General features: G+C 40.0%; 24 protein-coding genes. 19 read left to right on the forward strand and 5 right to left on the reverse strand.

The window, feature by feature from the left end:
* The first annotated feature begins 43 nt into the window (after nt 1-43).
* On the forward strand, nt 44-1,135 hold the full coding sequence (locus HCZ11_RS02415) for an ABC transporter substrate-binding protein (RefSeq protein WP_167657532.1): 1,092 nt from the start codon (nt 44-46) through the stop codon (nt 1,133-1,135).
* Between the two features lie 89 nt (nt 1,136-1,224).
* Nucleotides 1,225-2,169 (forward strand): 23S rRNA pseudouridine(2604) synthase RluF, encoded by a 945-nt coding sequence (rluF, locus tag HCZ11_RS02420; protein WP_130052675.1) that lies wholly within the window; start codon nt 1,225-1,227, stop codon nt 2,167-2,169.
* A 139-nt stretch (nt 2,170-2,308) separates the two neighbouring features.
* On the opposite strand, the gene HCZ11_RS02425 is transcribed toward rluF, so the two are convergent.
* Together HCZ11_RS02425 and HCZ11_RS02430 are read right to left on the reverse strand one after the other, a co-directional pair.
* Complete coding sequence (locus HCZ11_RS02425) at nt 2,309-5,380, reverse strand: efflux RND transporter permease subunit (protein ID WP_167657533.1); 3,072 nt, start codon at nt 5,378-5,380, stop codon at nt 2,309-2,311.
* Nucleotides 5,380-6,465: an efflux RND transporter periplasmic adaptor subunit gene (locus HCZ11_RS02430; RefSeq protein WP_167657534.1), complete on the reverse strand. Its 1,086-nt coding sequence runs from the start codon at nt 6,463-6,465 to the stop codon at nt 5,380-5,382. The genes HCZ11_RS02425 and HCZ11_RS02430 overlap by 1 nt, the downstream gene beginning before the upstream one ends.
* 117 nt (nt 6,466-6,582) lie before the next feature.
* On the opposite strand from HCZ11_RS02430, the gene HCZ11_RS02435 reads away from it, so the two are divergent.
* A complete protein-coding gene (locus HCZ11_RS02435; protein WP_167657535.1) occupies nt 6,583-7,500 on the forward strand; it encodes a LysR family transcriptional regulator in 918 nt (305 codons plus the stop codon).
* Nucleotides 7,478-7,795, forward strand: a complete 318-nt coding sequence (locus tag HCZ11_RS02440) for an MGMT family protein (protein ID WP_239978154.1) — start codon at nt 7,478-7,480, stop codon at nt 7,793-7,795. Before HCZ11_RS02435 ends, HCZ11_RS02440 begins: the two co-directional genes overlap by 23 nt.
* Here the strand turns inward: HCZ11_RS02440 and HCZ11_RS02445 are convergent.
* Complete coding sequence (locus tag HCZ11_RS02445) at nt 7,792-8,421, reverse strand: hemolysin III family protein (protein ID WP_130052670.1); 630 nt, start codon at nt 8,419-8,421, stop codon at nt 7,792-7,794. The genes HCZ11_RS02440 and HCZ11_RS02445 overlap by 4 nt on opposite strands.
* Nucleotides 8,422-8,678: 257 nt before the next feature.
* Here HCZ11_RS02445 and HCZ11_RS02450 point away from each other — a divergent pair, with 257 nt between their 5' ends.
* The 15 genes from HCZ11_RS02450 to HCZ11_RS02520 all read left to right on the forward strand — a co-directional run bounded on the left by HCZ11_RS02450 (nt 8,679) and on the right by HCZ11_RS02520 (nt 19,873).
* Complete coding sequence (locus HCZ11_RS02450) at nt 8,679-8,957, forward strand: hypothetical protein (RefSeq protein WP_130052669.1); 279 nt, start codon at nt 8,679-8,681, stop codon at nt 8,955-8,957.
* Nucleotides 8,958-9,177: 220 nt separating this feature from the next.
* Nucleotides 9,178-9,756: an LON peptidase substrate-binding domain-containing protein gene (locus tag HCZ11_RS02455; protein WP_130052668.1), complete on the forward strand. Its 579-nt coding sequence runs from the start codon at nt 9,178-9,180 to the stop codon at nt 9,754-9,756.
* 62 nt (nt 9,757-9,818) lie between these two features.
* Nucleotides 9,819-10,442: a sigma-70 family RNA polymerase sigma factor gene (locus HCZ11_RS02460; protein ID WP_130052667.1), complete on the forward strand. Its 624-nt coding sequence runs from the start codon at nt 9,819-9,821 to the stop codon at nt 10,440-10,442.
* The gene (locus HCZ11_RS02465) at nt 10,435-11,085 is read left to right on the forward strand and encodes a ChrR family anti-sigma-E factor (RefSeq protein WP_130052666.1); all 651 of its coding nucleotides are present in this window, start codon (nt 10,435-10,437) and stop codon (nt 11,083-11,085) included. Before HCZ11_RS02460 ends, HCZ11_RS02465 begins: the two co-directional genes overlap by 8 nt.
* A 10-nt stretch (nt 11,086-11,095) precedes the next feature.
* Nucleotides 11,096-12,049 carry a DUF523 and DUF1722 domain-containing protein gene (locus HCZ11_RS02470; protein WP_167657537.1) on the forward strand — a complete coding sequence of 318 codons (954 nt, stop codon included), beginning with the start codon at nt 11,096-11,098 and terminating at the stop codon, nt 12,047-12,049.
* Nucleotides 12,049-13,440, forward strand: coding sequence for a deoxyribodipyrimidine photo-lyase (phrB, locus tag HCZ11_RS02475; RefSeq protein ID WP_167657538.1), 1,392 nt, complete (start codon nt 12,049-12,051; stop codon nt 13,438-13,440). The genes HCZ11_RS02470 and phrB overlap by 1 nt, the downstream gene beginning before the upstream one ends.
* A 1-nt stretch (nt 13,441) precedes the next feature.
* Entirely contained in the window at nt 13,442-13,870 is a 429-nt protein-coding gene (locus HCZ11_RS02480) for a nuclear transport factor 2 family protein (RefSeq protein ID WP_167657539.1), read from the forward strand.
* Complete coding sequence (locus HCZ11_RS02485; protein WP_130052662.1) at nt 13,870-14,580, forward strand: SDR family NAD(P)-dependent oxidoreductase; 711 nt, start codon at nt 13,870-13,872, stop codon at nt 14,578-14,580. Before HCZ11_RS02480 ends, HCZ11_RS02485 begins: the two co-directional genes overlap by 1 nt.
* Nucleotides 14,577-15,833 (forward strand): NAD(P)/FAD-dependent oxidoreductase, encoded by a 1,257-nt coding sequence (locus tag HCZ11_RS02490; protein WP_167657540.1) that lies wholly within the window; start codon nt 14,577-14,579, stop codon nt 15,831-15,833. The genes HCZ11_RS02485 and HCZ11_RS02490 overlap by 4 nt, the downstream gene beginning before the upstream one ends.
* Nucleotides 15,826-16,557, forward strand: coding sequence for a DUF1365 domain-containing protein (locus tag HCZ11_RS02495; protein WP_167657541.1), 732 nt, complete (start codon nt 15,826-15,828; stop codon nt 16,555-16,557). The genes HCZ11_RS02490 and HCZ11_RS02495 overlap by 8 nt, the downstream gene beginning before the upstream one ends.
* A 22-nt stretch (nt 16,558-16,579) precedes the next feature.
* Complete coding sequence (locus HCZ11_RS02500) at nt 16,580-17,842, forward strand: cyclopropane-fatty-acyl-phospholipid synthase family protein (RefSeq protein WP_167657542.1); 1,263 nt, start codon at nt 16,580-16,582, stop codon at nt 17,840-17,842.
* A 28-nt stretch (nt 17,843-17,870) separates the two neighbouring features.
* Nucleotides 17,871-18,314, forward strand: coding sequence for a DUF2878 domain-containing protein (locus tag HCZ11_RS02505; RefSeq protein WP_250662181.1), 444 nt, complete (start codon nt 17,871-17,873; stop codon nt 18,312-18,314).
* Between the two features lie 55 nt (nt 18,315-18,369).
* Nucleotides 18,370-18,867, forward strand: a complete 498-nt coding sequence (locus HCZ11_RS02510; protein ID WP_254869050.1) for a chalcone isomerase family protein — start codon at nt 18,370-18,372, stop codon at nt 18,865-18,867.
* Nucleotides 18,860-19,393: a DUF3833 domain-containing protein gene (locus HCZ11_RS02515; protein ID WP_130052657.1), complete on the forward strand. Its 534-nt coding sequence runs from the start codon at nt 18,860-18,862 to the stop codon at nt 19,391-19,393. The genes HCZ11_RS02510 and HCZ11_RS02515 overlap by 8 nt, the downstream gene beginning before the upstream one ends.
* A 204-nt stretch (nt 19,394-19,597) precedes the next feature.
* Entirely contained in the window at nt 19,598-19,873 is a 276-nt protein-coding gene (locus HCZ11_RS02520; RefSeq protein WP_036972004.1) for an HU family DNA-binding protein, read from the forward strand.
* An 82-nt stretch (nt 19,874-19,955) separates the two neighbouring features.
* On the opposite strand, the gene ilvN is transcribed toward HCZ11_RS02520, so the two are convergent.
* Both ilvN and HCZ11_RS02530 read right to left on the reverse strand, forming a co-directional pair.
* On the reverse strand, nt 19,956-20,453 hold the full coding sequence (gene ilvN, locus HCZ11_RS02525) for an acetolactate synthase small subunit (RefSeq protein WP_130052656.1): 498 nt from the start codon (nt 20,451-20,453) through the stop codon (nt 19,956-19,958).
* A complete protein-coding gene (locus HCZ11_RS02530; RefSeq protein WP_130052655.1) occupies nt 20,453-22,177 on the reverse strand; it encodes an acetolactate synthase 3 large subunit in 1,725 nt (574 codons plus the stop codon). Before HCZ11_RS02530 ends, ilvN begins: the two co-directional genes overlap by 1 nt.
* Nucleotides 22,178-22,256: the final 79 nt, after the last annotated feature.

A 22,256-nucleotide genomic window follows, 5' to 3' on the forward strand; every position in this document is an offset into this window, starting at 1 on the left:
TTCCTCATATACTACAATCAAAGAAAAACAAAGCGGAGTGGTAATGCGAATTTGTTTGTTGGTTTTTACATTGCTTTGCTATTCACCACTTTATGCTGGCGAGCAATTCTCTGTGCTGTTAGTTAATCCCTCTGTTAAAAGCGATGTATTTTGGCAAAAAGTGACTGATGTGATGCAGGTTGCTGCCAAGCAAAATAATGTTTCTCTCACAACAATTTACGGTGGTGGAAATCGCCACATTCAATTAGCCGAACTAAAACAATACCTGCAATATAACCCTAAACCTGATTACGCCATTTTAATCAATTACCCAGGTGGCGCAGAGCAATCAATGAGTTTGCTTGAACAACACAAAGTGAAATTTATCACCCTTGAAGAAACGATTGTTGGCGTAGAGCGAGACGAAGTGGGTAAACCCCGTCAGCGCTTTAAGTATTGGCTTGGGGAAGTATTTCACGATAACTTTAAAGCGGGTGAGCAACTTGGCAAAGCCTTACTTGATGAGGCAATAAATACGCAGCAAACGCCTCACTTCGTTGCGATTAATGGTCATTATGGCACTGAATCTGACACCCGCAGTGATGGGCTCGTGCACTATCTACGAAAACAAGATGTTGAGCTTGAGCAAGTTGTGTATGCTGGTTGGAATAAGCAAGAAGCCGAGAATAAAGTAAGCCGATTGTTACAACGATACCCTGATACTAATGTGATTTGGTGTGCCTCTGATTTAATGGCACAAGGTGCCCTTGAAGCAGTAAAAGGTAAAACAGATAGAGTCTATTTTATTGGTGGCATTGATTGGCTTGACGATAATTTAAACTTAATTGAACAGCAAAAACTCACAGCCAGTGTTGGCGGGCATTTTATGATGGGTGCATGGGCATTAATTAGCTTGGTCGATCATCATAATGGTAACCCTTATTGGCAAAATCATGATGCGATTAAATTTCAGCTTGGGGTGATCACAAAGCACAATATTCAAAGTTACAACTGGCTAAGAAACATCAAAGACTGGTCGGTTATCCCTTTTGAAACTTTCTTATTGCAAAACAGCAAAAGTACCGAGTACGCGTTCGATTTTGATACTCTACATAGTTTATTGAGCGAAAAGCCTAAAAACGCAGCACTACACTAAAAGTGTAGTGAAAGAGCCTAGATTCTACCTAGCTTGGTAAAGTCTTCTGGTATAAACTAGCGGCTTTAAAATCCAGACAGAAGTGTGCCATGACAGAGTTAAAGCGATTAAATAAATTTATCAGTGAAACAGGTTTTTGTTCACGCCGTGAGGCAGATAAATATATTGAAGAAGGTCGTGTTACTGTTAACGGCAACTTGCCTGAAATGGGCGTAAAAGTCAGTGACGCCGATGATGTACTCATTGATGGTAAACCATTAAAAGCAAAACCTAAGCTGGTTTATATCGCCTATAACAAACCTGTTGGTATTACTTGTACGACTGAGCGAAAAATCCAAAGCAATATTGTTAAAGCGGTTAATTACCCAGAACGTATTTTCCCTATTGGACGCTTAGATAGACCTTCAGAAGGGTTAATCTTCTTAACCAACGAAGGCGACATCGTTAATAAAATTCTTCGCGCTGGTAATAATCATGAAAAAGAATATGTAGTGACGGTTGATAAACCGCTTAACCGCCAGTTCGTGAATAAGATGGCAAACGGGATTCCTATCCTCGATACTGTCACTAAAAAGTGTAAAGTTAAACAAACGGGCCCACAGCAATTTACCATAGTGCTAACACAAGGCTTAAACCGCCAAATACGCCGTATGTGCGAATATTTAGGCTATGAAGTGGTGACTCTAAAGCGCACACGAATTATGAACGTGACCCTAAAAGGTTTAAAAGTCGGGCAGTGGCGTCACTTAACCGAACAAGAAATGGCTGAGATCAATAACTCAATTGCTGACTCAGGTAAAACGGAAGAGCGTTCAGTTGATGAAAATAAACAACCTACTCAAGCTCGTGCCAAGCAAAAACCACGCAATGAAGAAGAAAAAAAGCGCGACTTCTCTAAATACGTGAAAAAGGCACGAGGTGATGCCAAACAAGGTCAATCAAGATCAAAGGCTGGCAATTCTCACTCATCAAAACCAAATCAAACTAAGCGTAGCAGTACAAAACGCACCGGTACATTAAGCCTGAAAAAATAGGCTTCAGAATAATAATGTGAAGTTAATTACACTAACGTTAATTAGCCTTCCACTTTAAAACTTAACTAGAGTGTTCACTTTTTAAAGAAAAAGCCCTAACAATTTGATGTTAGGGCTTTTGGTTGAGAGTCAATCTGTATTAATTAGCATGACGCTGTTTAGGTACTTTGATCTTAAACAGCATGGTATAGAGCACAGGCACAACAATCAGTGTCAGTACTGTGGCAAAACCAAGACCAAACATAATGGTTACCGCCATTGACTGGAAGAACACGTCAAATAGCAGTGGGATCATGCCTAAAATGGTGGTAATTGCAGCCATCGCTACAGGACGAACACGGCTCACCCCAGAGTCGAACACCGCTTTGTAAGGGTCTTTGCCGCTATCGAGTTCAAGGTTAATTTGGTCAACTAAGACAATGCCGTTTTTGATGAGCATGCCGCTTAAGCTCAGTAAGCCAAGTAGTGCCATAAAGCTAAATGCAGCATTCATTAGTAATAAACCTGCGGATACACCAACAATAGCCAGCGGCACTGTCGCCCAAATCACTAAAGGCTTTTTAACCGAGTTAAATAGCAGTACAGTTATAGCGAACATAGCTAAGTAACCTAGCGGCAATGAGCCGAAAATAGCTTTTTGCGCTTTGCTTGATGACTCATATTCGCCGCCCCACTGCAATTCATAGCCACGAGGCAGCCCAATAGCTTCTATGTCTTTGCGAACACGTTCAAAAAGCTTCGCTGGAGTTTCATCGCCAATAACATCGTGGTCGGCCATCACAGTGATGGTACGCTTACGGTCACGTCGCATGATCAAGCTGTCTTCCCACTCAACAACAAAATCATCAACCACTTGGGTCACCGGTACAAACACACCTAACACAGGGCTGTAAATTTGTAAGTCACGCAAGCTTTCAACGTTTAAGCGTTCTTCAGCAGGCGAACGAGCAATAATAGGTAGCATTTGTGTGCCATCTTTATAAACGCCCACTTGTTTACCCGATAAGCTAGTTAACAGCAGCTGATCAAGGTCAGATTTAGCAATCCCTAAACGACGGGCTTTTTGCTCGTTAAATTGCGGACGAATTAACTTAGAGCGAGCACGCCAATCGTCACGAATATTAAATGCCCCTGCATCTTGATGCAGAATGTCTTTTGCCTCTTTTGCTAACTGGCGAAGTACCACAGGATCAGCACCAGAAAAACGTGCTTCAATTTTTGCATCAGTGGATGGGCCAATTTCCATACGTTTAACTTTAAGCTGAGCATCAAGTACATGCTCGTGCTGATAATCACGTACTTTTTTGATCATGGTAGTAACAGCTTCGCGGTCTTTTACACGAATAATCAATTGCCCATAAGCTGGGTATGATTTTTCAGGTGCGTAAGTCAGCATAAAACGCGGTGCGCCTTGACCAACCGTTGTGGTTATTTCTTCAACCAGAGGGTCGGCTTGTAAGAATTTTTCAAGCTTTGCAACACCATCCATTGTGGTATGAATATCAGCGCCTTGCGTATGCCAATAATCAACATAAAACATAGGTGTATTTGATGCAGGGAAGAACGACTGTTTAATAAATTTAAAACCATAAACTGAGCTTACCAACATAATAACCATTAGAAGTAGCGTGGTTTTACGGTACCGCATTGCTGTATGTAACACGCCTTTATAGACATTAAAAATAACACCTTGGTAAGGGTCTTCATCATGATGCGGCTGTTTTTCAGTTGCTTGTTTAAACATCAAATCAGCGAAGAAAGGCGTTAAGGTAATGGCTGTGATCCAGCTCAGTAATAACGATATAAATAATACCCAGAATAAGCTTCCTGCAAACTCTCCACTGGCATCTGAACTCAAGCCAATTGGCGCAAATGCTGTAATAGCGATAACCGTAGCACCTAATAACGGCCACTTGGTTTGATCTACAATATTAGTTGCAGCTTGCAGTTTAGTTTGTCCGCGCTTTAGATTTATCAATATGCCTTCGGTTACTACAATAGCATTATCAACCAGCATACCTAAGGCTATGATCAAGGCACCAAGCGAAATACGTTGTAAATCAATAGCAAACAACTTCATAAATATGAAGGTACCTAATACCGTTAGCAGGAGTATTACACCAATCAATACGCCGCTTTTAAAGCCCATAAAGACTAAGAGTACGATAATAACAATGGCAACAGCTTCTAGTAGGCTGATAATAAAGCCACTTACTGACTTTTCAACTTCGGCAGGTTGGTTATAAACGCTGTTAATTTCCATGCCATGTGGTCGTTGATATTCAAGTGACGCTAAATGAGCCTCAATATTTGCACCAACATCAACTACATTGACACCAGAGCTAAACGACACGCCTACCAGTAATGCTTGCTGCTGGTTATAGCGAATAATATTATTAGGGACTTCTGCATACTCACGAAAAACGGTAGCAACGTCACCTAAGTAAATAAGTTCATTCTCACCTGGCTTAGAGATAAGTAGATTTTCGAGCTCTTTTACATCTTTGAATTCACCTGTTGGATGTAGGCGAATTGATTCATCGCCAACGCGCACTTTACCTGCGTTCGACACACTGTTTTGTGTTTGTAAAAGCTGGTAAATACGATTGGGTGAGATACCTAACTGGGCTAGTTTACGAGTTGAAATTTCAACCATCACTTGGGCTTGTTGTTCACCACCTACGGTTACTTTACTTACACCATCCACCAAAACAAGTTCGCGTTTTAGATAATCAACGTAATCTTTGAGTTCATCATAAGAGTAACCATCACCGGTTACCGCATACATCACACCGTATACATCACCAAAGTCATCCATAATCTTACTAGGATAAACCCCTGATGGCATTGACGCTGCTTGATCGTTGATTTTACGACGCAGTTCATCCCATATTTGGCGTAAGTCTTGTTTACGGTAATTGCTTTTCATCTCCACGGTAATTTGCGATTTACCTGTTGATGAAATACTCGTTACGTAATCAACATACGGCAGCTGTTGAATTGCATTTTCGATAGGAAAGGTAACTTCTTCTTCAACCTGTTGTGGTGACGCGCCCGGGTAAAGCGTGATCACCATGGCTTTTTTTAGGGTGAATTCAGGATCTTCAAGTTGTCCTAAGCCAAAGTAAGCGACTGTTCCACCAATCAGTAAAAACAGCGCAAACATCCAGCTAATGACTTTTCTTTCAATAGCAAGTGCAGCGAAGCTCATTATAAGCCTCGCTCTTTTTGCCATGGGCGCACTTTCATACCTTCTTCTAAAGAGTGCACGCCTGCTGCAACAACAATTTGGTCTTGCTCAATACCTGATAGCACTTCAATACCATCACGATGTAACTGGCCAACTTCAACAGCTTGTTTATGTACTAAGCCAGTATTTTGGTCATACAGCCACACATAGCTATTGTTATTTTCAGACTCGGTAGGCTCTGAAAAAACCGCTTCAACAGGCAATAGTGTGTAAGATGATTGTGAGCTAGTGATTTTGCTTAAATCTATATCAACGCGGCCAGTCATACCTGCAAGTAGATTAAAGTCTTCTGGTACAGGTAAAGAAAACACAACTTTGTAGGTTAAAGTGATAGGGTCGGCTTGGGTATCAAACTCTTTTATGGTTAATTGATATGACTTGTTTGGGTAACCATCGAAGACAACTTCAGGTTGATAGTCAACGTCTTTATCGATTCGTGCAATAAGTTTTTCGGGAACTTGAATTACTACGTCCATTAGGTCGCGTGTTTCAAGGCGTAAGATGTTTTGTTTCGCTTGAATGTTTTCAAAGTTTTTAACAAACACCTTTGCCACAGTACCCGCGAACGGTGCGCGTAATTCACTATTATCTAGATTGGTTTTGGCTATTTTTAGCGCTGACTCTGCAACTTGTTTATTGGCCAGCGCTTGATCTAACTCAGATTGGCTGGCAATTGAACGGTTAAATAGCTTTTGGACTCGGTCAAGTTGAGATTCAGCAAGTTCAAAGCGAGCTTTGCGTTCATCATATTGCAGTTGAAAATCTTCGGGATCGAGTTTTGCTAAAAGCTCACCTTTTTCAACATGTTGGCCCGCTAGAGCTGGAAACTCAAGTAACTCACCATTAACTCTAAAGGCTAGGTAAGAACCTTGGTTAGCAACAACTTCAGCAGGAAAGCTGCGAATGCTTTGCTCTGAATTATTACCAATATTAAAAAGTTTAACAGGGCGTACTACCGGCTCTGCTTCAACTTGTTTTGCTTGCTCTGAACATGCCGAAAGTAACAGAAACATGCTGCTAAATAACACGGCGGGTGCCAATCTCATTGTCTTCTCCATAGATAAGAAAGCATAAATTTGCTGCAGGATACGCTGCAAAGATATAAAATAAAAATTATTAAATTTTAGAAACAGTATTAATTTTATTTATATAGTTTGCCATTAATGAATTTAAATCAATTAATCGTTCTAGATGCTATTGTGCAAAGCTCTAGTTTGAGTCAAGCCGCAGTAAAATTGCATAAGACCCAACCTGCTCTAACTTTGGCTATTAAGAAGCTAGAGTCGGAACTAGGTTTTGAGCTACTAGATCGAAGTCAATATCGTTTACATTTAACTGAAAAAGGCCGTATTTTTTACCGAGAAGCGCGCCAATTGATGAATGCAAACAGTGAGTTAAGATCATTAGCTAAAGAACTTGCACTAGGCAATGAGGCTAATTACAAAATTTGTTATGAACAGCTTTGTCATCAACATAGCTATAACCAAGTGATTAGCCAAACCTTTAAGCGCTTTGCCAGTACAGAGTTTAGTATTTCTTCGGGTAAACGCTTTGTATCACTTGAGCAGGTTAACAGCCATCAGGCTGATTTAGGAATTGGTCCTTGGTTTGATTTGTTTCATGCAACAGGGGATTTTGAGAGTCTACCAATTGGTAAATTTGATATTGGTATTGTCAGTGCTCCTGATGTGGTGCCAAATGAAATCAGCTTTGCGGATATTCAAAATTACCCTTGCTTAGCTATGTTTGAAAGCGACTTGAGCTTTGACAGTGATAGGCTTTCTTATACCTTGGGAGCTGCATTGATGAAAATTGATGATATAACCAGTGTTAAGTCGTTTTTATTGTCTGGTGCTGGTTGGGCAATGATTAGTTTACAACACTGCAAAGCTGAAATAGAAGCTGGTTTATTACAGCAAATTAAAATTACTGACCGTGAACACCAGTTTGGCGCAGAAATTCGCGTATTTAGACAGCACTCTGTCCATCATGGTCCTGTTGCTAGAGCTATTTGGCAAGATTTTAGCGAGATCAGTAAACAATATTTGGAGTGTAGTCGTGCAGCAACCAACACACGTTAGTAAAGAGGATTTAATTTATACCATTATTTGTGCAATTCCAGAGGGAAAAGTAGCAAGTTATGGGCAAGTAGCAAAGCTTGCTGGATACCCTAACAATTCGAGATTGGTAGGGCGGCTATTAAAGCTCATGCCTGAAGGCTCAAGTATCCCGTGGCATCGGGTGGTAAATAGCCAAGGGAAAATTTCCTTTCCTGAGGGCAGCTGTAAACATCTTGAGCAACGACAAAAACTACTCAGTGAAGGCGTAACATTTAATAAGACTAAAATTAATATGCGCCTACATCAGTGGGATTAATAAACATATAAACTAATTGATACGTAGTGGCAGACACAGCCAACTAGCACGAATACATGCCAAATTGCATGGCTGAAATGGCGGGTTTTAGCACTGTAGAACAAAGTTCCTAAGCTGTAAGCAATACCACCTGCTAATAACCACCATAATGCACTTAAATCAAGGTTTAAATAAAGAGGATATACAAGCGCCAATGCAAACCAGCCCATTAATAAATAAGTGGCGAGAGAGACCTTTTTATTACCGTTTTTTACTAGCAATTTATAAATAACACCGCCTAAAGCTAGAGACCAAATAAACACTAAAGCGGCAATTGACCATGCCCCTGATAAAGTAATAACTAAATAGGGTGTATAAGTACCTGCAATAAGTAGGTAAATAGCACAGTGGTCACATTTTTTATAAATAGCACGAATTCGTTCTTTAGTACTGGCATGATATAAAGTAGAGGCTAAGAATAATACCAGTAGACTTGATCCATAAACGATGGCACTCACTGTCGCCGATGCGACATTAGATTGTGAAATCAAATCCCACAGCACATATATCGCAAAGAGTACTCCCATGCCGTGAGTGAGCACGTTAAGTTGTTCTTCTTGGCGTGAATAAGGGAGTAGTTTTGTCATATTTATTTACTAATACGCGTGTTTAAAACAGTTTCAGTGTACAAGTGTGCGCCGAAATTGGCAACGCTTATTTTTTAACTAAATATTGGTCAAAATATCTAAATCAGTTGGTTTTATTAACCACCACTGAATAGGAGTAAAAAATAAATTAATATTTTAGTCATTGAAAATCAATGGGTTAAAAAATATTTTCAGAGTGGCACAACCTTTGATTAAGTAATTACGACTAATTACTTAAAGAGACAAGGAATACCACTATGAATAACTCACTTAAATTAACTACTGCTGCGTTACTTGTATTAGGGTCAACTCAAGCAAGCGCTACTGACTTTGAATTAGATATCAGCAACACAATTACACAATCTGTTAAAAGCTATGTTCAGCAAGCAAGTAACGAACTGAAACAAAGCGTAATGAACAGCATTGAGTTTGATGCTCAAAAGTTACTAGATACTTACATGAGTGAAGATGCAATTACTTCGAAAGAAGAAGAGTTAAAAGTTGCACAAGCTCCAAAAGCAACAAACAAACAGTAAGGAAGCAAGATAATGAGTAGTGAAATCAGCTTATTTTTACTTATGGTTGCACCGGTTTTGAGTTTACTCAGTGCATATGCATCTATCGAATTATTTCGTAACGTTGCACAATGGTTTAACTTCTAAAGTATAAAGTAGATATTAAGATTTCATGAAATATTGATCGGCGGATTAAAAGCGCACGTAATTAAAGGCATGTGGTTTTAGAATAGTAGACTTTATGAAGCGTGCGATTTTTCCTTTACCGGTTTTTATTTTACCTGAAGGGTTCACCAAGCTAAGAATATTTGAGCAGCGTTACTTAACGATGGTCAAAGAAGCTGTACAAGATAATACAGGTTTTGTGCTTTGCACTTACCAACATGACACAGATCTTAACTTGCCCGAAATAGGTTGTTTAATGCAAATAACCGATTTCAATCAAGATGATAACGGCCAATTATTAATTGATGTTTATGCTGAGCATGCGGTATCTATTCATAATGCTAATCAGGATAAGCAGCAGTTACGTCATGCTGATATCGAAAGAATTTCGTCACCTTCGTGGTACATAAACACACCAATCAACGATGAAAATACCTTACTAAGCCACACGCTTCGCGCTGTGTTTGCAAATCAGCCAGATTTAGCAGGCCTTTATAAAACCCCACAATTTGATAACCTTGCCTGGGTTGTTGCCCGTTGGCTTGAGATTTTGCCTATTTCATTAGTTAAAAAACAACAACTTGCTTTTAAATCTAACTTTGAAAACTTGCTAAGTTTCCTCCATACTCTAATTAATAACGAATTTACTAATTAATGTGATCTAACCTCAACTTTTTGCCGTATTACTTTAAACGACAATAATTGGATGACACAAAGATGGTAAGTCAACAACTTAACACAGGTTGTAAACCTAACATAGGTCAATACTCTGCCATGCCAGATACACCAAGCAAAGAGCTTGCTGATGCTTTATTTGCTGTTGCCGAGCACCGCGATAAGCGTGCGTTTGCAATACTTTTCCAATATTTCTCGCCAAAAATTAAACGTTTTGGAATAAAGCAATTTGGTTCTGAAGCTCAAGCGATGGAGTTAGTTCAAGAAACGTTAACTTCTGTATGGCGTAAAGCGCATCTTTATCACAAAGAAAAAGGTGCGGCGACAACGTGGGTTTATACAGTTATGCGAAATGCGTCTTTCGATATGCTCAGAAAAATGAAAAGCAGTAAAGAAGAGTGTATCAGTGAAGATATTTGGCCGTTAATTGATGAAGCACAGCCGGGGCAACACGAGTTCAGTGACCATTTAGAAGATAAACAAATCAAACAATATCTTGATAAATTACCGATTGCACAACGTGAAGTCGTGCGCGGAGTCTACTTTCAAGATATGTCGCAAGAGCAACTTGCTGAGCACTTAAACATTCCCGTAGGCACAGTGAAGTCTCGTCTTCGCTTAGCCTTGCAGAAGTTACGCAATGAAATGGGAGAACACCATGATTAAGCACCATCCAAGCAACGAATTACTTGCCAAGTTTAGTGAGGGTAATCTACCTGCCACCTTGAGTGTTGCAGTCGCTATTCATGTTGAAATGTGCCCAGTGTGTCAAAAAGAGATAGCCGCTCTTGAGGCAAAAAATGCTGACAGTGTATTTACCGAGGTCGCTACCGATTCGGATGACATGTTAGACATAAGCCTTTTTGATGCAATTACTGCAGATGAATCAATTGATGAAGTGTATGAGCAAGCACAGGTTTCTGTTGATGTTAAAGATAAAAGCTACACATTACCCAGAGCGCTTACGCGCATTGGCCACAGTAATTTTATGCAAATAGGTAAACTTGCCCGTTCACGCATTGATTTAGATGATGGTCCATTAAGGGCAAGCCTGTTGCACATTGATGCCGGTGGTGAAATTCCTGAGCACACACATACGGGTTTTGAGCTAACTTTATTATTAGATGGTGAGTTCAGTGATGAAGACGGACATTACGTACCAGGTGATTTTATGATGCTAGATGGTCGCCACAATCACACGCCAAAAACGATTGAAGGGTGCTTGTGCTTTACAGTCGTTAGCAGTGCGCTTCACTTCAATAAAGGTATTAGTAAATTACTCAACCCAATTGGTAATCTTATCTATTAGTAGGGTTTATATGCAGCAATCAACAATTAAAATTGGTTTAAGCGCTTGCTTAGCAGGCGACAAAGTGCGTTTTGACAGTGGACACAAGAAATCTAATTTTTGCATGGATGAGTTGGCTAACCATGTTGAATATAAAAAGTTTTGCCCGGAAGTGGCGGTAGGGGTACCTATACCTAGGCCAACAATTCGCCAAGTGCGTGTTGGAGATACCATCAAAGTGTGCCGCCCTGATGGCACTGGCGATGTTGGCCCTAAATTAACTGAGTACGGTAAACGAGTTGCGACAGAGCAAACCGCAGAATTAAGTGGTTTTGTGTTTTGTGCGAAAAGCCCTAGTTGCGGAATGGAACGCATTAAAATTTATAACGAAGCTGGTACGGGTAATACTTCAGAAGGGGTTGGTTTTTTTGCAGAGCAAATAATGGCACATAACCCGTTATTGCCTTGTGAAGAAAACGGCCGTTTAAACGATATGCATTTACGTGAAAATTTTGTAATGCGTGTTTATACCTACAAGCACTGGCAAACGTTGAGCGAGCAGCCTCTTACAGTTCATAGGTTGACTCAATTTCATGCCCAGTATAAGTACTTATTAATGGCACATAACTATGAAGCTTACCGGAACTTGGGAAATCTGCTCGGCACTTTTGATGGCGAAGACATCCAAACCTTAGCTGATGAGTACATATTGGGATTAATGACAGCCCTTAAAAAGCCAGCATCACGTAAAAATAACGCCAATACATTAATGCACTTGCAAGGTTATTTTAAAAAATCGCTTTCTAAGATTGAAAAACAAGAACTGCGCGATGCAATTGATGAATACCGCCAAGGGTTAGTGCCACTTTACGTACCACTTACACTGATAAAGCATCACTTAAAAGTGCATCCAAATGAGTACCTAGCCAAACAAGTCTACCTCGATCCATATCCGAACGAACTAAAATTACGCTACGGAATTTAATGAATACATTATTTTGGTTTAGGCGCGATCTGCGCCTTTTTAATAACGATGCTTTGTATCAGGCTATCGAAAATGGTTGCCAGCATGCGGTTTTTTTTATTACCGAAAAACAATGGCAAGCGCATGATGTAGCAGCAATTCAGCTCGATTTATTAAAACGCAGGCTTCGTTTTCTAGGTGAACTTTTAGCCAGCAAAGGTATTAAATTACATGTTATTGATGCGAAAGATTACGTTGGATGCGTAGAAAAATTAGCGTTATTTTGCGATCAACACCAAGTAAAAAATGTATATGCCAATAACGAATATGAGCTTAACGAAGTTAACCGCGATAAAGCTTTTTTACAGCATGCTGACAGTAAAGGCATTACCTTTTATGCTTACGATGGTGATGTAATTGCGCCGCCTGGGAGTATCAAAAATCAAAGCGGTGAGATGTTTAAAGTTTTTACGCCATTTAAAAATGCATGGCTTAAAGTTTATCAAGACACCCATTTTTATTTTGCTGAGCCGCCTAAGATGTTCGAGCCTATTGAGTGGCAGTCAAGTGAGTTGTTAGCCACAGACGGTAGCTCAGATAAATGGCCTGTTGATGATGAAACGCTCAGCCACGTTTGCGCGCGCTTTATTGAAGAAAAGCTAGCAAGCTATCAAGAGCAACGCGATATCCCAAGCATCAAAGGCACCTCTGGTTTAAGTCCTTACTTAGCTCTTGGCATTGTCAGCGTTCAGCAATTATTAGCACTTATTCAACAGCGTCATCCTGATGTATTACGCAGCAGCAAAAGTAACTTGTTTTGCTGGGTAAACGAACTGATTTGGCGTGAATTTTACCGTCACCTTATGGCGATTTATCCAAACCTAAGTAAATACGACAACTTTAACGAGAAATACAACGCTGTGGCATGGCGTGATGATGAAGGTGACTTTCAAGCATGGTGCGAAGGTAAAACAGGCTACCCATTGGTTGATGCCGCTATGAGGCAGTTACTTCAAACTGGCTGGATGCATAATCGTTTACGTATGGTGGTAGCGAGCTTTTTAACTAAACACTTACTAATTGATTGGCGTAGAGGTGAGCGCTTTTTTATGCAACACCTTATTGATGGTGATCTAGCATCTAACAACGGCGGCTGGCAATGGGCTGCAAGCACAGGCTGTGATGCTCAGCCGTATTTTCGAATTTTTAATCCAATCACTCAAAGTGAGCGATTTGATCCAGATGGTGAATTTATCCGTAAATATTTACCAGAGCTGGAAAAAATTCCTGCCAAGCAAATCCATTTTCCGCATGACTATTTAGCGAAACAGGGTAAGTCGAGCAGTTATTGGCCAGCAATTGTTGATCATAAAGCAGCGCGAGAGCGAGCGTTAAACGCATTTAAGGTGTGACATGGAAAAGGCGACCCTTGATAGATTTATTAATGTTTATCAAACACTCAATAAAGATAATTTACAGTTATTGGATGATATCTATCACCCAGACATTCAGTTTGCAGATCCCTTGCATGCGGTAAATGGTCTTGAGGCGCTGCGTGATTATTTTAAAAATCTTTATGCTAATGTGATTTCCTGCGAATTTGTTATTGAAAATACCTATAGTAAAGAGGAAAACGCGTTTATTTATTGGACCATGCAGTATCGTCATCCAAAACTTAAAAAAGGCCAAGCAATTTCAGTTGAGGGACATAGCCGCTTAAAATTTAATGACGACAAAATCATTGAGCATCGCGATTATTTTGACGTAGGGGCTATGCTTTACAGGCATATTCCAGTGCTTGGTTCTGCTGTAAAATTTATCGATAGAAGGGCGAGTGCATAATGACGACATTAATTACAGGCGCAACTTCTGGTATTGGTGAGTCATTGGCAAAGCTTTATGCAGACAAGGGTGAGCAAGTTATTGCTTGCGGTAGGAATACAGAAAAGCTTGCCAAATTAAGTCAGTACCAAAATATCGAGTCTTGCCAGTTTGATGCAACAGACCTTCAGGATATACGTTCGAGCACAGTGGCATATACGCAATTTGATCGTGTCATTTTAAATGCAGGGAATTGTGAATACATTGATGATGCACGTAATTTTGATAGTAGTTTGTTCGAGCGTGTGATTACCACCAATCTACTTAGTATGGGCTATTGTCTTGAGGCATTGTTACCAAAAATAAAACCCGGTGGGCAGCTCGTTATAGTGAGCTCTAGTGTAACTTACTTGCCTTTACCACGTAGCCAAGCTTATGGCGCTTCTAAAGCGGGAGTCAGTTATTTAGCTAACAGCTTAGCTGTTGATTTAAACGATGTGGATGTCACGCTAGTTCACCCCGGATTTGTTAAAACGCCGCTGACAGAAAAAAATGACTTTCCTATGCCAATGGCAGTCAGTGCAGAAGAAGCGGCAAACTATATTTTTAAAGGTGTCGCGAAAAGGCGCAAAGAAGTGCATTTTCCGCATCGTTTTACCTTCATTTTAAAATTTTTAAGAATGCTTCCTACGCCGTTGTGGCTGAAGCTTGCAAAAGGATTATCACGTTGAAAAAAGTGGCTGTTATTGGATCAGGCATAGCAGGTTTAAGCTGTGCGCACCTCTTGCACAAACATTACGATGTAACCGTATTTGAGAAAAACGATTACATAGGTGGCCATACTGCAACCATTGACGTAAAGGTTGATGGCGTTGAATACGCTGTTGATACAGGCTTTATTGTATTTAACGACCGGACCTACCCGTATTTTGAAAAATTACTTGAGCGTTTAGGTGTTGAACGCCAGAAAACGCAAATGAGTTTTAGTGTGCATAATGAGCAAACGGGATTTGAATATAATGGCCACACCTTCTTTAGTTTATTTGCTCAAAAACGTAATATCTTTCGCCCTAAATTTTGGAAACTATTGAAAGACATCGTTCGTTTTAATGAAGTGTGTAAATCATTGCATGCTGAAAAAAATTATAAGGCAAACCAAACTTTAGGTGAGTTTTTAGACGAGCATCACTTTAACGAATTTTTCCGTTTCCATTATATCTTGCCGATGGGGGCTGCTATTTGGTCAACAAGTATAAAAGAAATGGCGCAAGTTGGCGTAGAGTTTTTTGTTAAGTTCTTTTATAACCACGGTTTGCTGGATATTACTAATCGCCCGCAGTGGTATGTTATTCCGGGTGGTTCTCGCGAATACATCAAACCGATGATCCAAGGCTTTGCTGATAAAATTCGTTTAAATAGCAATATCAGCTCGGTATCTCGAAAAGATGGCAGTGTGCATGTGCATTTTGATGATGGCCATAGCGAAACATTCGACAAGGTGGTGTTTGCTTGCCATTCCGATCAAGCATTAAACCTATTATTAGACCCAAGCGCAGACGAAAAACGTGTTCTCTCAGCTATACCTTACACGGCTAACTCAGTGGTACTACATACCGATACAACACTTTTACCAAAACGAAAAGCTGCGTGGGCTAGCTGGAATTACCTATTAAACAACAACACAGACAAAGCCGCTGTTGTCACATATCAAATGAATATTCTACAAGGAATTAAAAGCGACACACAATTTTGTGTCACGCTTAACCACCTTGATGGCATTAACAAAGATAAAATTCTACGAGAGTTTACATACCACCATCCAGTATTTAACAAAGAGTCGATAGCAGCACAGCAGCAAAAATCCTTGATTGATGGAAAAAACAATAGCTATTTTTGCGGAGCATACTGGTATAACGGCTTCCACGAAGACGGTGTTAGAAGTGCTGTCAATGTGGCGCAAAAACTCGGAGTAGAGTTTGAATAGTGCTATTTATATAGGTGATGTTCGTCATCGGCGTTTTGCGGTTAAAGAGCATCACTTTAAATACCCGCTTTATATGATGTGGGTTGATTTAGCAAATCCTAATGAGCTAAATGGTATTCACCCTTGGCTTGGTTCTAGTGGCTTTAAGGCTCTTAAATTTAAACAAAGTGATTACTTTAATTATCAAACTGATATGCAGTTACCACTCAAGCAGCGTGCGCTTAATAAAATTAAAGAGCTAGGCATTTCTAATGAATTTGCCAATGTTTTTATGCTCGGACAAATGCGTTGTTTAGGGCTGTACTTTAGCCCTGTAAACTTTTTCTTCTTTCAAACTAGTAATGGTGACTTTACCCACATGCTTGCTGAAGTAAGCAATACCCCTTGGAATGAACGTCATTATTATGTAGTACCTCTTGAAAAAAAAGTGAACTTTAAAAAGGTTTTCTCCGTATCACCTTTCATGAACTTAGATATGAACTATCATTGGAATATTAGAATGAATTCTGATAACACCATGATTCATATTGAAAATAAAAAAGACGAGACTCTTTTGTTTGATGCAACCCTGCGTTTGCAAAAGCACATCCTGACGAAGGAGCGGGTTAGTGCCGTGCTTAAACAGTTTCCGGCTATGACGTTTAGTATCTTTAAGGGTATTTACCTTCATGCTTTGAAATTGTTTTGCAAACGTGTGCCATTTATTGGTCACTCGGGCAAATAAGAGAATTCAACTAGGTGATGTGATGGAAAAAGTATCAAATTTAACGCAAGCCGCAACGACTGGCTGGATGACAAAGCTGTATAAAAAACTTGTCATAGGTGCATTCAACAGTATAGATACTGGACGTATTACGCTCATTGAAGGTGATCAAAAAGAGCATTTCGGTGATTTGACAAGTGATTTGAACGCAACGGTTACAGTGAATGATGCTGCGATGTATAAGTCATTTGCTTTATCTGGCAGTGTTGGTGCTGGTGAGGCCTACATTCTTGGTTATTGGGATTGTGACAACCTCACTAAACTTATTGAAATATTTGCCCTTAATCAAGCTCAACTAGATGCCTTTGAGAAAAAATTTGCTTTTTTAAGTGGTATTGCGCACAGACTTAATCATCTTAAAAATAAAAACTCAGCCAGCGGTTCGAAAAAGAATATTGCAGCGCATTATGATTTAGGTAACGACCTATACAGTGCATTTTTAAGTGATGAAATGCTGTATTCTTGTGCAGTGTATCCTTCAAAACAAGCCACCCTTGAACAAGCCCAATCTCATAAGCTGGCATTAATTTGTGAGCAAGTTGATTTACAGCCAGGTGATTCTGTTATTGAGATTGGCACAGGGTGGGGCGCCTTTGCGATTTACGCTGCAACACATTTTGATTGTCATGTTACGACTACGACGATTTCTGATGAGCAACATGCTTATGTAGAACAAAAAGTTAAAGAGCTAAAACTTGAGGATAAAATCACTTTACTGAAGCAGGATTATCGTCTGTTAGAAGGTAGATACGATAAGCTTGTGTCAATCGAAATGATTGAAGCAGTAGGTCATGAGTACTTACCAGGCTTTTTTGCTAAATGTCAGTCTTTATTAAAAGACAGTGGTGCAATGCTTATCCAAGCAATTACCATCGCTGATCAGCGTTACAGTCATTACCTAAAGAACTCAGACTTTATTCAGCAATATATCTTCCCAGGTGGCTGCCTGCCTTGCTTAGATGAAATGAATAAGCAAATAAAGCAGCAAACAGACATGGTCGTGCATAGTGTCAAAGATATTGGTGTTCACTATGCAAGAACCTTGGCTGATTGGCGTGAGCGCTTTGTTGCTAGTTGGCCTGAAATAGATAAAGTGAAATTTGACCAGCGTTTTTATCGCTTATGGCTATTTTACTTAGCTTACTGTGAAGGAGCATTTAGAACCCGCGCCATCAGTACCGTTCATTTAGTTGCCCGTAAACCGCGTTTTGGCCATTCTGGCGATGATATCGCGCTCAATTATTAATTTTGCGTTGTTTCAAGGAGTTTGGTTTATGGCCTTACTCCTCGAACACAACTCTCTGATACCCGCTTTAGCTGTTGTAGCTGTGATGATTTTTTTATCAACGCAGCGAAGACAAGATATTTGGCTAATTTTATGCGGCTTACCGCTTGCTTTAGGCTATGAATGGCTAGCGAGTAGTTTTAATTTACTCGCTTTTAAAGAGAGTCCCTTTCCCTTATGGCTTGCTGTACTTTGGACTGCGCTACTTCTAACTATTAATACTTCGATGAAATTTCTACAAAAGTTGCCTTGGTATATTGGCTGGGGTGTTTGCGCGTTATTTGCTCCAGCCAGTTACTACGCTGGGATGCGCTTTGAAGTACTTAACACACAATTTGCTATTTGGCAGTTTTGGCTTATTTATGGTTTAGGATGGGCGAGCATGTTTATGATTATCATCACTATTAATAAGCGATTTTTAGCGTCTAAATGATCAGTTCAGTTATGCTTTACGTAATGATTAATAACACAACTTTTAGGATTTATTGATGTATCAGCCACTTAAATTATCCTTGTTTGCTGCGTTATTTTTTTCAGCAGGGGCTATCGCAAACGGTTTTAAAACAGTAGGACAAGCCAAGATGGAGTATCTATTTTGGGATGTGTATAACGCCAAACTAGAAACGCCAACGGGTTCGTATCAATTTGGTCAGCACCCCAGCAAGTTAACACTTACCTATTTACGTGATTTTGATGCAAAAGACATCGTTAAAGCAACCAACGAGCAATGGCAACATTTAAAGCTCAATGACATGGTAGGTGCATACGACGAACAGTTATTAGCCCTTTGGCCTGATATCAAAAAGAATGATTCGCTGTCGTTTCGTACGAACGAGCAAGGCATTGGTACTTTCTACTTTAATGACAAAAAGTTAGGTCAGGTTGGTGACAATAAATTCGCTAATAACTTTTTAGCAATTTGGTTAAGTCCTGACACTTCTGAACCATCACTTCGAAAACAGCTTATTGGAGGGAAACATGATTAAGCTCAAAGCACTTTTTATTTTTGCTATGGTATTGTTAATTACCAGCTGCTCTGCGCCAAACGTTGATTATTATCAAGGCACAGAACCTAAGTTTGACTTTAAACAGTTTTTTAGCGGAAAGCTCAAAGCCTACGGCGTTGTTCAAGACCATAAAGGTGAATTAACTCGTAAGCTGGTTGTCGATATGAAAGCAACTTGGGATGGCAATCAGGGAGTGATTGACGAGCAATTTGTTTATGATGATGGCGAAACGCAAACGCGTATTTGGTATATCACCATCAATGAAGATGGCAGTATCACAGGTACAGCCTCAGATGTGGTTGGCGAAGCAAAGGGTGATAGTAATGGTAGTGTGTTCCACTGGACATATTCTGTCGAACTTCCATATAAAGATAGTACTTTAGTGGTGAATTTCGATGATTGGATGTACTTGGTAACACAATCACGCTTGATAAACCGTACCGCTATTGATAAGTTTGGCTTTGAGGTTGGGGAAGTTACCTTAGTTATCGAGAAAATTGAATGATGGTTTGGCTATCATAAAATTTAGTTATGGAAGTTAAATTAAGTCTTTATTAATACTGATGTCACTAACCTTGTGATTGATAGTTAAATAGTAGTCATTTTTGAATAAATTACGTAAAAATAGCAATTTGCTGTTGCTAACTTCTCAAAAATGCATAAAGATAGGTTTTGCGAAGGCAAAATAATAACGAATAGGAATCTAACAATGAATAAAGCTCAATTAGTTGAAAAAATTGCTACTGATGCAGAAATCTCAAAAGCGGCAGCAACTCGTGCACTAGATGCATTCACTGGCGCAGTTACTAACTCTCTTAAAGAAGGTAACTCAGTAGCATTAGTTGGTTTCGGTACTTTCTCAGTAAAAGAGCGTGCAGCGCGTACTGGCCGTAACCCACAAACTGGTGCAGAAATTCAAATTGCGGCAGCAACTATCCCAAGCTTTAAAGCGGGTAAAGGTCTTAAAGACCAAGTTAATCCTTAATAGGCTAACTTACTATTTATTGAAAAAAGGGCTTATAGCCCTTTTTTTGTGTCTGTAATTTAATCGCTACTGCGAAAAAGGCTTACGCCTTTAACGCTTTATCACCACGACCAATGCCAACTGCACCTGAACGCACTACCTCAATAATATCGGTTTCATGACGCAGGGTATCAAGGAAAGATTCGATCTTTTCAGTACTCGCTACAAGCTGTAGAGTGTAGCTGTGGCGACCCATATCTAAAATAGCACCTTGAAATACATCTGCAACACGAGTTACTGCTGCACGAGTTGTCTCATCTTGGGCAAATACTTTAACTAGCAACAGCTCACGTTCAATATGCGCCATTTCGGTTAGATCAATAATCTTGAGGACATCTACTAACTTGTTCACTTGCTTGGTGATTTGTTCAACGATACGATCATCACCCATAGTGGTAATGGTAATACGCGACAGAGAATGATCGTCAGTCGTGCCAACAGTAAGGCTATCGATGTTGTAAGCGCGCTGTGAAAATAAGCCTACAATGCGCGATAACGAGCCAGGTTCGTTTTCTAATAAGATTGATAAAATACGGCGCATTATGCTTTTACTCCTTTACGTAACCACATATCATCGACTGCCCCTAGCTTTATTTGCATAGGGTAAACATGTTCTTTCTCATCTACACAGATATCTAAAAATACTAACCTGTCATTTATAGACATGGCTTTTTCAATAGCAGGTTGTAGCTCATCAATATGATCAACGCGAATACCTATATGACCATAGCTTTCTACTAATTTTACGAAATCAGGAAGTGATTCCATGTAAGAAGATGAGTGACGACCTGAATACATCATATCTTGCCATTGACGCACCATGCCCAGAGAGCGGTTATTCAACGACACAACTTTTACTGCTAAATTGTATTGCAAGCAGGTTGATAGTTCTTGGATGTTCATTTGAATTGAACCATCTCCAGTCACACAGATTGACTCTTTTTCAGGGAAAGCAAGCTTCACGCCCATTGCCGCAGGTAAACCGAAGCCCATAGTGCCTAAGCCACCAGAGTTAATCCATTGGCGTGGGTGTTTAAACGGATAATACTGAGCTGCAAACATTTGATGCTGACCTACATCAGAGCTGATGTAAGCATCACCATTGGTTGCCTTGTAGATTGCTTCGATAACCGCTTGTGGTTTGATTTTATCGCCATCGGTGCTGTAGCTAAGGCATTTTTGTTCACGCCAGCTAATGATCTGACGCCACCAATCTTCTTGTGCAGAACGATCAATTGAAATAGAGCTTTTATCAATCGCCGTTTGTAACTGTTCAAGTACAGTTTGTAAGCAGCCAACAACTGGGATGTGCGCTTTGATTGTTTTAGATATTGAGGTTGGGTCAACATCAACATGAACGATGGTGGCATTTGGGCAAAATTTCTTAACATTATTTGTTACCCGATCATCGAATCGAGCACCTAAGGCTAAAATAACATCAGCATTTGCCATGGCTTTATTTGCTTCAAGGCTACCGTGCATACCTAACATGCCAATAAAGTTAGGGTGCGTACCGCTGATGCCACCCAGACCCATCAAGGTATTAGTGATCGGTGCGTTTAATGATTCAACCAAGTGAGTTAGTTGCTCAGAGGTGTTTGAAAGTATGATGCCGCCACCTGAATAAATAACCAGCTTTTTAGCTTCTAATATAGCGCTAACAGCTTTACGAATTTGTTTTGAATGACCCTTGGTATTCGGGTTATAAGTTCTAAGCTCAGTCGTTTTTGGAAACTCAAACGGAAACTTTAATTCAGGGTTAAGCATATCTTTTGGTAGTTCAACCACAACCGGGCCAGGGCGGCCTGTACTGGCTAAGTAAAATGCTTTGGCTAAGATTGTTGGAATATCTTTTGCGCTACGACAGTTATAACTGTGCTTTACGATAGGGCGAGAGCAACCAACGATATCAGTCTCTTGGAATGCATCATCACCGATTAAACCTGTAGGAACTTGGCCTGAAAGTACCACCATAGGAATAGAGTCCATGTAAGCAGTAGCAATACCTGTAACACAGTTTGTTGCACCTGGGCCTGAGGTTGCAAGTACAACACCAACTTCACCAGTCGCACGGGCATAACCATCAGCCATATGAGTAGCAGCTTGTTCGTGGCGTACTAATATATGCTCAATATCTTCTTGTTGAAATAACGCATCATATAAATCAAGGACAGACCCGCCAGGATAGCCGAAAATATACTTTACATTCAATTCTTTAAGTGCCCGAACAACTAGTTCGGATCCATTATATTCAGTTGTACTCATCCTCATTCCTCTATCTGTGCAGCATAAATGCATAAAAAAACCCCCGCATAAGGCGGGGGTTTTTTAAAAAGCGTGCTTT

The sequence above is a fragment of the Pseudoalteromonas sp. HF66 genome, assembly GCF_011806445.1.
GTDB lineage: Bacteria > Pseudomonadota > Gammaproteobacteria > Enterobacterales > Alteromonadaceae > Pseudoalteromonas > Pseudoalteromonas apostichopi.